Raw genomic sequence first — 10585 nt, forward strand, 5'->3', positions numbered from 1 at the left:
AGGTTACTTCCCTCAGGGTTTCTTGGTTTAATAGCCGTAGAAAATTCCACATTGAAACAGGGCTTGATAATGCAAAAACTCATCAACTCAGTGCAAAACTACGCCTGGGGAAGTAAAACGGCGTTAACGGAACTCTATGGCATTGCCAACCCCACTCAGCAACCGATGGCTGAGCTGTGGATGGGTGCGCATCCGAAAAGCAGTTCGAAGGTTCTGGGCGCTGACGGACAGACGGTTGCTCTGCGCGACGTTATCGAGCACGATAAATCCGCACTGCTGGGCGATGCCGTTGCGCAGCGTTTTGGTGAGCTGCCCTTCCTGTTTAAAGTGCTCTGCGCTGCACAACCGCTTTCGATTCAGGTTCATCCTAACAAGCACAACTCTGAAATTGGATTTGCCAAAGAAAACGCCGCAGGGATCCCGATGGATGCGGCTGAGCGCAACTACAAAGATCCTAACCACAAACCGGAACTGGTTTTTGCTTTGACGCCTTTCCTGGCGATGAACGCATTCCGCGAGTTCTCTGACATTGTTGCATTGTTACAACCCGTCTCCGCCGCACATCCGGCTATTGCGCATTTCCTGGAAGAGCCGAGTGCAGAACGTCTGAGCTATCTTTTCGCCAGCTTGCTGAATATGCAGGATGAGGAGAAATCCCATGCGTTGGCGATCCTGAAATCAGCGCTGAACAGCCAGCAGGGTGAACCCTGGCAAACCATCCGTCTGATCGCCGACGTCTACCCGAACGACAGTGGGCTCTTCTCCCCGCTGCTGCTCAATGTGGTGAAACTCAATCCAGGCGAAGCTATGTTCTTATTTGCCGAAACCCCGCACGCTTACCTGCAAGGTGTGGCGCTTGAGGTGATGGCTAACTCGGACAACGTGCTGCGTGCCGGACTGACGCCAAAATATATTGATATCCCCGAACTGGTCGCCAACGTGCAGTTTGTCGCCAAGCCAGCAAACCAGTTACTGACCACGCCGGTTAAGTCTGATGGCGAACTGGATTTCCCGATCCCGGTTGACGATTTTGCGTTCTCCCTGCATGAGCTTACTACCAGTGGCGCAGATATCAGCCAGCAAAGTGCGGCCATTTTGTTCTGCATCGAAGGTGAAGCTGTACTGAGCAAAGGCGAGCAACGTCTGGTTCTGCGACCGGGTGAATCGGCCTTTATTGGCGCGAATGAATCGCCGGTTAACATCAGTGGCGCAGGTCGTTTAGCCCGGGTTTATAACAAGCTTTAGCAAGATACTGATATTTTTAACAACTCTTGCTAAGCTGTAGTAAGTTAAAGACATGTCACTCCTCCAGGCGTCTTCAAACGCCTGGTTTTATTTTATGGATATCGAAATGAAAAAATCGCTGGTAGCTGCGGGTGTGGTGGTTGCGCTGGGTATCGTCTGGACGGGCGGCGCCTGGTACACAGGTAAGAAACTTGAAACGCATCTCGCCGAGATGGTGACGCAGGCAAACGATCAGTTAAAACGTTTCTCCCCTGAGGCGGGTATTGAACTGAGTTATCAAAACTACCAGCGCGGGGTGTTCAATAGCCAACTGCAATTGGTGGTGAAACCAATAGCCGGGCAGGCAGATTCCTGGCTGAAACCGGGGCAAAGTATTGTGCTGGATGAAACGGTGGATCACGGTCCCTTCCCACTGGCCCAACTGAAGTCACTGAATCTGGTTCCGGCTATGGCCTCCGTGAAAACGACGCTAGTGAATAACGACGTTACCAAACCGCTGTTTGATATTGCCAAGGGTGAGTCGCCATTTGTCATTAACTCCCGTATCAGCTACGGCGGCGATACCCGTTCCGATCTTTCCCTTAAACCACTGAACTACGAGAAAGGCGACGAAAAAGTAGCCTTCAGCGGCGGGGAATTCCAGTTTACAGCAGACAAAGAAGGTAACGCTGTCTCGCTGACAGGCAATGCGCAAAGCGGCGTGGTCAATGCGGTCAACGAGTATGACCAGAAAGTACAAATGACTTTCAATAATCTGAAAACTGAGGGTTCCAGCAGTATTGCCAGCTTTGGTGAGCGCATCGGCGACCAGAAATTGTCACTCGAAAAACTATCGATCTCGGTCGAGGGTAAAGAGTTGGCGGTTCTTGAAGGCATGGGTATCGATGGCAAATCCGATCTGGTTAACGACGGTAAAACTGTCAACAGCCAGCTGGATTACACGCTGAACAGCCTTAAATTGCAGGGCCAGGATATGGGTAGCGGTAAGCTGACGCTGAAAGTTGCCCAGATTGACGGTGAAGCCCTGCATCAGTTCAGTCAGCAGTATAGCGCCCAAACCAAGGCGCTGATGGCGCAGATCGATGTGGTACAAAATCCTGAGCTTTATCAGCAAAAAGTCACCGAAGCTTTCTTCAATGCGCTGCCGATACTGATGAAAGGCGAGCCGGTTATCACCATTGCCCCGCTGAGCTGGAAAAATGCGAAAGGTGAAACCGCATTTAATCTGTCACTGCTGCTAAAAGATCCGACAACAAATACTGAGGAACCACAAACGCTGGCTCAGGAAGTGGATCGTTCGGTCAAATCACTGGATGCCAAGCTGACGATTCCGGTCGATATGGCGACTGAGTTCATGACGCAGATCGCCAAAATTGAAGGCTATCAGCAGGAGCAAGCGGCCGATCTTGCGAAGCAACAGGTGAATGGCCTGGCGGCAATGGGTCAGATGTTCCGTATTACAACGATGCAGGACAACGTCATCGGCTCCAGCCTGCAATACGCAAACGGACAGGTTACGTTAAACGGACAAAAAATGCCGCTGGATGAGTTTGTTGGCATGTTCGGTATGCCTTCTCTCGGCGAACCGGATGCCCCGGCTATCCCGCAACAGTAAATACGCGTGACAACAGGCCCGATAACCGTGTGTTTATCGGGCCTTTTTTATTTGGACACCACCAGACGGGCGGAAAGCGTCAGGTTACGCGAATGACCATCATCGTGCCCAATGCGCTGCAGCATGCGCTCAGCAAGGGTATATCCCATTTCACGCGCAGGCGTACAGGCCCAAATAATGGGGATATCGTCCAGTGCATTTTCCGCTACATCGGCAAATCCCGCTAAGGAGATCTGCTGTTCGAAATAGCGATCTACGCCAATTTCACCACTCTGACGCCCTGCTCTCATCAGGCCAAACCAGGCGCCAACGGCAATGGTTTCGTTGTAGCACACCACTGCGCTGATCGTTGGGTTACGACGTAACAGCGCGGTTACCTCCTCTGCGGCCTGCTTCTGGCTGGATGAACACTCCAGCACCCAGTCGCTATGAAACGGTAAACCATACTTTAGCAACGTCGTACAATAGCCGCCGACACGCTCTGCGCGAGTCAATGAGGAACTCTGCCCCCCCAACCACGCGATTCGCTGATGCCCGTGGCGGATAAGATGTTCAACCAGCAATTGCGAAGCCTGCATGTTGTCAGGTCTGACGGTGTCGACATCATCCAGGTAGCTTGCCCGAGACGCAAACACCACCGGTATCCCCTTATCGGCGGCCAGTTGTTGTAGGTCGTCGCTACTGCCGGCAGCCCCGGCGATCACCACACCATCAACCCCTTGATTTAGCAACATAGCGAAACGCTGCGCGAGCTGTTCGCCATCTTTGCCACCATGTAATAAAAAGACCATGCGCCCCTGCGTTTCTAATGCTTCCGTCAGACCCGCCGTCAACTCGGCGTAAAACGGCGTAGAAAGATCGCGCACAATCAAACCAATTACCCCGCTCTGCCCGCCACGCAGCGCCGATGCCTGGCGATTACGCACAAATCCGAGTTGCTCAATAGCGGCATTCACGCGTTCGCCTGTCGCGGATGAAATACGACCTTTTCCACTAAGCACCAATGAGACAGTACTGACCGAAACGCCCGCGGCCAGCGCAACATCATGGATGGTTATTTTTTTGGCTATAGCCATAAAAACGGAAAACTCCCTGATAACGTGACGGATAAAACGTTTTATCAATCACTTATATTTATACGCCCTATTATCGTTCGATAATGTGATTTATACCGCACTAAAATTAGGTAAAACGTTTTATCTTCTCGCCATCATTAGTCAGCTAGCTTTTACGAGGAGTCGTTTGATGACGACGAGAACCACACCAAAAATAACGTTATGGGAATTTTTCCAGCAGTTGGGCAAAACTTTTATGCTCCCCGTAGCGCTACTTTCATTTTGCGGGATCATGTTGGGGATCGGCAGCTCGTTAAGCAGCCATGATGTCTTAACACTGATCCCGGCATTGGGTAATCCGGTACTGCAGGCCATCTTTACCTGGATGAGCAAAGTAGGCTCATTTGCGTTTAGTTTCTTACCGGTGATGTTCTGTATTGCCATACCTCTCGGCCTTGCTCGCGAGAACAAAGGTGTAGCGGCATTTGCCGGTTTTGTTGGTTATGCGGTCATGAACCTTGCCGTCAACTTCTGGTTAACCGCGAAAGGTATCTTACCTACCACGGATGCCGCGATCCTGAAGGCCAACAACGTGCAGAATATCCTGGGGATCCAGTCGATCGATACTGGGATCCTCGGTGCTGTTATTGCCGGGATCATCGTCTGGATGCTGCATGAACGTTTCCACAACATTCGTCTGCCGGATGCGCTGGCTTTCTTCGGCGGCACCCGCTTTGTGCCTATCATCTCCTCGGTGGTGATGGGGCTGGTCGGGCTGGTTATTCCCCTGATCTGGCCGGTTTTCGCCATGGGCATTACCGGGCTCGGCCACATCATCAACAGCGCGGGAGAATTTGGCCCAATGCTGTTTGGTACCGGTGAACGTCTGCTGCTGCCGTTTGGTCTGCATCATATTCTGGTGGCGCTCATTCGCTTCACCGAGGCTGGCGGCACGCAAGAAGTCTGCGGTCACAGCGTGAGCGGCGCACTGACTATTTTCCAGGCCCAACTGAGCTGCCCGACAACACAAGGTTTCTCTGAAAGCGCAACCCGCTTCCTGTCGCAGGGCAAAATGCCTGCGTTCCTCGGTGGTTTACCGGGGGCAGCGCTCGCAATGTACCACTGTGCTCGCCCTGAAAATCGTCATAAAATTAAAGGGTTATTAATTTCCGGTCTTATTGCCTGTGTGATCGGCGGTACCACCGAGCCCCTTGAGTTCTTATTCCTGTTCGTTGCCCCAGTTCTGTATGTGATCCACGCCCTGCTGACCGGTCTTGGCTTCACTGTGATGGCAGTGCTTGGCGTCACCATCGGTAACACCGACGGTAACCTGATTGACTTCGTGGTGTTCGGTATCCTGCATGGACTCTCTACCAAGTGGTATCTGGTCCCTGTTGTAGCGGCGATCTGGTTCGCGGTGTACTACGTCATCTTCCGTTTCGCCATCACACGCTTCAATTTGAAGACACCGGGTCGGGACGTCGAAATTGCCAGCAATATCGAAAAAGTAATGGCTGGAGCGCCGGGTAAATCCGGTTACAACGTCCCTGCCATTCTGGCGGCACTTGGCGGTGCGGAAAACATCGTCAGCCTGGATAACTGCATTACCCGTCTGCGTTTGTCAGTGAAGGATATGTCTCTTGTGAATGTACAGGCACTGAAGGACAATCGCGCCATTGGCGTAGTGCAACTCAATCAGCATAATCTTCAGGTCGTTATTGGCCCACAGGTCCAGTCAGTGAAAGACGAGATCGCAGTTCTGATGAACACCGTACAAGCTTAAGGACAATGATATGTTTGATTTTTCAAAGGTTGTGGACAGGCATGGTACCTGGTGTACTCAGTGGGATTACGTTGCCGACCGTTTTGGTTCAGCCGACCTGCTGCCGTTCACCATCTCCGATATGGATTTTGCCACCGCACCCTGTATTCTGGAGGCGCTGACTCAGCGCCTGTCACATGGCGTGTTGGGTTACAGTCGCTGGAAAAATGATGAATTTCTTGCGGCGATTAGTCACTGGTTTCTATCGCGTCATAATACCCAAATCGATCCTCAGTCGCTGGTTTATGGCCCCTCGGTCATCTATATGGTATCGGAGCTGATCCGCCAGTGGTCTTCTGCGGGTGATGCGGTGGTGATTCATACGCCGGCGTACGACGCGTTTTACAAAGCAATTGAAGGTAATCAGCGCGTGGTGCGCGCTGTCGAACTGGAAAAACGCACTGACGGTTGGTACTGCGACATGGCCGCGCTGGAGAATGCCCTGTCTCGTCCAGAGAGCAAAATTCTTCTGCTCTGTAGCCCACAAAATCCGACGGGCAAAGTGTGGACGCGTGATGAGCTGGAAACCATGGCAGAACTGTGTCAGCGCCATGGTGTAAAAGTTATTTCCGATGAGATCCATATGGATATGGTATGGGGGGATCACCCACATATCCCGTGGAGTAATGTCGCGCGTGACAGCTGGGCGCTGCTCACTTCCGGCTCAAAAAGTTTTAATATTCCGGCACTGACCGGGGCTTACGGAATTATTGAAGACGCTCAAAGCCGTAACGATTATCTCAGCGCATTAAAAGGTCGCGATGGTCTTTCCTCACCAGCAGTGCTCGCGCTGAGCGCACATATTGCCGCCTATCATCAGGGAGCAAGCTGGCTTGATGCGCTGCGGGATTACCTTACCAGCAATTTGCATTACGTCGCCCGCGAGCTTAATGCCGCATTCCCCGAACTGAACTGGCAGGTTCCGCAATCCACCTATCTGGCATGGATTGACCTGCGTCCGCTCAACATTGATGACCACGCATTGCAGGAAGCGCTCATCCACCAGCAGAAAGTCGCCATCATGCCCGGATACACATACGGCGAAGAAGGACGCGGTTTTGTGCGCCTGAATGCCGGATGTCCAAGCTCCAAACTTGAAAAAGGCGTTCAGGGGTTGATTAACGGCATACGTTCTGTACGCTAATAAAGTTTGCGCAATGAAATTATTCATTGCGCAACATAGATTTTTATCCCGATTTTTTCTTATAATACGACGCACTTTACCTAAATACACGAGTGCGACCATGATTGATACTTCCCTCCCCTTGACCGACGTCCATCGCCACCTTGATGGTAACATCCGTGCCCAAACGATTCTGGATCTGGGTCGTCAGTTCAATTTAACGCTCCCGGCACAAACGTTGGAAACGCTGATCCCTCATGTGCAAGTGACATCCACTGAGCCAGATTTAGTGAGTTTTTTATCCAAGCTCGACTGGGGCGTGAAGGTACTGGCCTCGCTGGATGCCTGTCGCCGCGTGGCATTTGAAAATATTGAGGATGCAGCACGTAACGGTCTGCACTATGTAGAATTACGTTTTTCACCAGGCTATATGGCGATGGCGCATCAACTCCCGGTGGCAGGTGTGGTTGAAGCCGTCATCGCAGGCGTGCGCGAGGGCTGCAAGACCTTTGGCGTCGAAGCACGCTTAATTGGCATTATGAGCCGTACTTTTGGCGAAGCCGCCTGTCTGCAGGAACTGGATGCGCTGTTAGCCCACCGAGATCATATTACGGCACTGGATCTAGCCGGTGACGAACTGGGATTCCCTGGCAGTCTGTTCCTGTCCCATTTCAACCAGGCACGCGACGCCGGCTGGCATATTACCGTGCATGCGGGCGAAGCCGCGGGACCAGAAAGCATCTGGCAGGCCATTAAAGAGCTGGGCGCTGAGCGTATTGGTCACGGCGTTAAAGCCGTTGAAGATCGTGCGTTGATGGATTACCTCGCCGAGCATCGTATCGGCATCGAATCCTGCCTGACATCAAACATTCAGACCAGCACCGTTGCCTCACTAGCGAACCATCCGCTGAAAACGTTCCTTGAGCATGGCGTTATTGCCAGTTTGAATACGGACGACCCGGCTGTTCAGGGTGTGGATATTATTCACGAGTACACCATTGCCGCACCAGCTGCAGGCCTAACGCGCGAACAGATCCGCCAGGCGCAAATCAACGGTCTGGAAATGGCATTCCTGAGTAACGAAGAAAAACGAGCCTTGCGCGAAAAAGTCGGCGCAGCGTAACGGGTAAAGTGCTGAATGGCGCTAACGCTTATCCGGCCTACGTTGGTTTTCATTGTAGGCCGGATAAAATGCCTGAGCATCTCCATCCGGCATTAGTCCAATCAAGCAAGGCACAGCGTCGAACGATGTTTCGCAGATTCGATACCCAGCTCAATCAGCTCCATAATTTGGATAGCCTGTCTCGCCGGTACCGGGTTTTCACCGTTACCGTTTAGCGCATCACGAATGCCAGCATAGTACGCCGGATAGTTGCCTGGTACAGTAAGCCAGGTTTCTTCAACCTGCTCTTCGCCTTCTATTCGCGTCAAAACGCCATCGCGCATATCATAACCCCAGTCTTCCTGTGGCAGTCGCTCGCCATTTTTCAGGCGCTCTTCCTGCGGGTCAAGACCATATTTCACATAGCTGCCACGCGATCCGTGCACAATATAACGGGCCGATTCTGCGGCAGCGAGCATGGTGCCATGCAGGATCACACGACGCTGCGGATACGTCAGGATGGCATGGAAGTAATCCGTCGCCTGCGCGCCCGGACGCAACTGGGCCAGGTCTACCGTCAGGCTGACGGGCAAACCAAACAGATTAATCGCCTGATCCAAAAGATGCGGTGCTAAATCGTACCAGATACCGCTTCCCGGACCGCCCTGTTCACGCCAACGGTCACGAACCTGCGGGCGGAAACGATCGAAATGGGATTCGAAATACGCCACCTCTCCCAAAACACCATCCGCCAGCAGAGCTTTCAGCGTCAGAAAATCACTGTCCCAGCGACGGTTATGGAACACAGACAGCACGCGCCCGAGGCTGCGCGCCAGCGTATCCAGCTCACGAGCTTGTGACAGTGTCACAGTAAAAGGCTTATCAACAATCACATGTTTGCCCGCTTCCAGCGCAGCTTTCGCTAATGGAAAGTGTGTGTCATTAGGCGTGGGGATCACAATCAGGTCGATATTTGGATCGTTAAAAAGATGCTTAGGCTCAGCAACAACCGCCACCGTAGGCCAGTCTGCCTTCACTTTTGCTTCATCACTACTGGAAACTGCAGCCAGTTCCAGGCCCGGCGTGCCCACAATCAGGGGGGCATGGAAGGTTTTACTGGCATAACCATAGCCAATTAGCCCAACGCGGATGTTGTCACTCATGTTATTGCCTCTCAATTCAGGACTGACCTATTTCACACCATACCTTGCAACGTCTCAATAGTTTAATAACCTTCGCGCTACAAAGGTTGTTTTTAACTTAAGTCAAACATATGCCACTTATGCTTAACTTGCAGCGAAAAAGAGGGAGAAATCGTTCCCAACCATCTTGCTGTATTAATGAGAGATTAGTAACATTTGCAGCCTGTGTTTATGGATAAATCAAAGCAAATGTCATCAGTAATGAATCGTCTTATTGAATTAACAGGTTGGATTGTTCTCGCCGTCTCCGTGATCCTGCTGGGTGTTGCCAATCATATTGACAATTACCAGCCACCAGAGCCCGTTGCGGCAGTGCAGAAGAAATAAGCATCCGCAACCTTTTATTGCCCGGCAATTAACATTGGTAGTTGCAGGGTTTGCCGGTAAAAGATCGCTTTCTGTCAAAAAAAGTGAATTATGCCGCATCCCGTTCCGCTGCATATTGCCAGCGATCGCTATGCGCGTTACCCTTGCCGAAGACGCGCATAGCGCCTGCTTTTTCACAGGTATGAACACTCTTCTTACATTTGCACGTAAATGCGCTTTTACCTGTGCACGTTGTTTATTTTTATATTTTCTACTCCGTTGGTATTATTTTATTAATATGGATCTGCATTTATGACTGTTCAGGATTACTTATTAAAATTCCGCAAAATCAGCTCACTCGAAAGTCTGGAAAAACTTTTCGACCATTTAAACTACACGCTCACCGACGATAGCGACATGATCAATATGTACCGTGCCGCAGACCATCGCCGTGCGGAGCTTATATCCGGAGGCCGTCTGTTTGATGTTGGTCAGGTACCTAAATCAGTCTGGCATTACGTGCAATAGAGAAGAAAGTAGCGCTCAACGTTAAAAGCTTTATAATAATTGCCCCAAAATGAATGGCATGATTGATTGCGCGCGTAAAACTGGAGAAGAGATGACTACCACACCGGCACAACGTATCGGAGGCTGGCTACTTGGGCCACTGGCCTGGCTGTTAGTCGCGTTGTTGAGCGCTTCGCTGGCGTTATTACTTTATGTCACTGCGCTGGCAACACCGCAAACCTTCAAAACGCTGGGTGAGCAAAGTACAGCAAATTTGCTGTTATGGGGCGTCTCCTTTGTTACCGCGATCGCCATGTGGTATTACACACTGTGGCTGACAATTGCGTTTTTCAAACGCAGAGCCTGTGTGCCCAAGCATTACATTCTGTGGCTGCTGATCTCCGTGTTGCTGGCGATTAAAGCGTTTGCATTTTCACCCGTCCCAGACGCTTTTGCCGTGCGCCAACTGCTGTTCCCATTACTGGCCGCAGCACTGTTGGTGCCCTACTTCAAGCGATCGCAGCGCGTTAAATCGACGTTTGTGAACCCGTAATAACCCTACAGTTAACCTGTTGTCGCCTGTTGTAGATTGTCAGATAATAGGCGGC

10 protein-coding genes are annotated in these 10585 nt (G+C 51.5%); 8 read left to right on the top strand and 2 right to left on the bottom strand.

From position 1 onward, the window contains the following. Positions 1-69 precede the first annotated feature (69 nt). Positions 70-1245 (top strand): mannose-6-phosphate isomerase, encoded by a 1176-nt coding sequence (manA, locus tag OGX67_RS16860; protein ID WP_071697162.1) that lies wholly within the window; start codon positions 70-72, stop codon positions 1243-1245. A 106-nt stretch (positions 1246-1351) separates the two neighbouring features. Further along, positions 1352-2860: a YdgA family protein gene (locus tag OGX67_RS16865; RefSeq protein WP_257651466.1), complete on the top strand. Its 1509-nt coding sequence runs from the start codon at positions 1352-1354 to the stop codon at positions 2858-2860. 47 nt (positions 2861-2907) lie between these two features. On the opposite strand, the gene OGX67_RS16870 is transcribed toward OGX67_RS16865, so the two are convergent. Next, on the bottom strand, positions 2908-3936 hold the full coding sequence (locus OGX67_RS16870; protein ID WP_257651465.1) for a Mal regulon transcriptional regulator MalI: 1029 nt from the start codon (positions 3934-3936) through the stop codon (positions 2908-2910). 169 nt (positions 3937-4105) lie between these two features. On the opposite strand from OGX67_RS16870, the gene malX reads away from it, so the two are divergent. From malX to add, 3 genes are all read left to right on the top strand, one after another. Continuing rightward, positions 4106-5698 (top strand): maltose/glucose-specific PTS transporter subunit IIBC, encoded by a 1593-nt coding sequence (gene malX, locus OGX67_RS16875; protein ID WP_003843555.1) that lies wholly within the window; start codon positions 4106-4108, stop codon positions 5696-5698. A 10-nt stretch (positions 5699-5708) separates the two neighbouring features. After that, entirely contained in the window at positions 5709-6881 is a 1173-nt protein-coding gene (locus OGX67_RS16880; RefSeq protein WP_257651464.1) for a MalY/PatB family protein, read from the top strand. A gap of 100 nt (positions 6882-6981) precedes the next feature. Then, on the top strand, positions 6982-7983 hold the full coding sequence (gene add / locus OGX67_RS16885; RefSeq protein WP_003843551.1) for an adenosine deaminase: 1002 nt from the start codon (positions 6982-6984) through the stop codon (positions 7981-7983). Between the two features lie 101 nt (positions 7984-8084). Here the strand turns inward: add and OGX67_RS16890 are convergent, their stop codons facing one another. Further along, positions 8085-9125, bottom strand: coding sequence for an oxidoreductase (locus tag OGX67_RS16890; protein ID WP_257651463.1), 1041 nt, complete (start codon positions 9123-9125; stop codon positions 8085-8087). Between the two features lie 240 nt (positions 9126-9365). Between OGX67_RS16890 and blr the strand changes: the two genes are divergently transcribed. The 3 genes from blr to OGX67_RS16905 all read left to right on the top strand — a co-directional run bounded on the left by blr (position 9366) and on the right by OGX67_RS16905 (position 10530). Beyond that, entirely contained in the window at positions 9366-9491 is a 126-nt protein-coding gene (gene blr, locus OGX67_RS16895; RefSeq protein WP_003029134.1) for a division septum protein Blr, read from the top strand. A 291-nt stretch (positions 9492-9782) separates the two neighbouring features. Continuing rightward, positions 9783-9998, top strand: a complete 216-nt coding sequence (ydgT, locus tag OGX67_RS16900; RefSeq protein WP_003029138.1) for a transcription modulator YdgT — start codon at positions 9783-9785, stop codon at positions 9996-9998. 91 nt (positions 9999-10089) lie between these two features. Next, positions 10090-10530, top strand: coding sequence for a DUF2569 domain-containing protein (locus tag OGX67_RS16905; protein WP_003832803.1), 441 nt, complete (start codon positions 10090-10092; stop codon positions 10528-10530). The last annotated feature ends 55 nt before the right edge of the window (positions 10531-10585 follow it).

The organism is Citrobacter sp. Cf118 (assembly GCF_030334095.1).
GTDB classification, from domain to species: domain Bacteria; phylum Pseudomonadota; class Gammaproteobacteria; order Enterobacterales; family Enterobacteriaceae; genus Citrobacter; species Citrobacter freundii.

Bases quoted from the DNA above. Each gene is read 5' to 3' on its own strand.
- manA (WP_071697162.1), top strand. From the start codon at position 70: ATGCAAAAACTCATCAACTCAGTGCAAAACTACGCCTGGGGAAGTAAA.
- OGX67_RS16865 (WP_257651466.1), top strand. From the start codon at position 1,352: ATGAAAAAATCGCTGGTAGCTGCGGGTGTGGTGGTTGCGCTGGGTATC.
- OGX67_RS16870 (WP_257651465.1), bottom strand. From the start codon at position 3,936: ATGGCTATAGCCAAAAAAATAACCATCCATGATGTTGCGCTGGCCGCG.
- malX (WP_003843555.1), top strand. From the start codon at position 4,106: ATGACGACGAGAACCACACCAAAAATAACGTTATGGGAATTTTTCCAG.
- OGX67_RS16880 (WP_257651464.1), top strand. From the start codon at position 5,709: ATGTTTGATTTTTCAAAGGTTGTGGACAGGCATGGTACCTGGTGTACT.
- add (WP_003843551.1), top strand. From the start codon at position 6,982: ATGATTGATACTTCCCTCCCCTTGACCGACGTCCATCGCCACCTTGAT.
- OGX67_RS16890 (WP_257651463.1), bottom strand. From the start codon at position 9,125: ATGAGTGACAACATCCGCGTTGGGCTAATTGGCTATGGTTATGCCAGT.
- blr (WP_003029134.1), top strand. From the start codon at position 9,366: ATGAATCGTCTTATTGAATTAACAGGTTGGATTGTTCTCGCCGTCTCC.
- ydgT (WP_003029138.1), top strand. From the start codon at position 9,783: ATGACTGTTCAGGATTACTTATTAAAATTCCGCAAAATCAGCTCACTC.
- OGX67_RS16905 (WP_003832803.1), top strand. From the start codon at position 10,090: ATGACTACCACACCGGCACAACGTATCGGAGGCTGGCTACTTGGGCCA.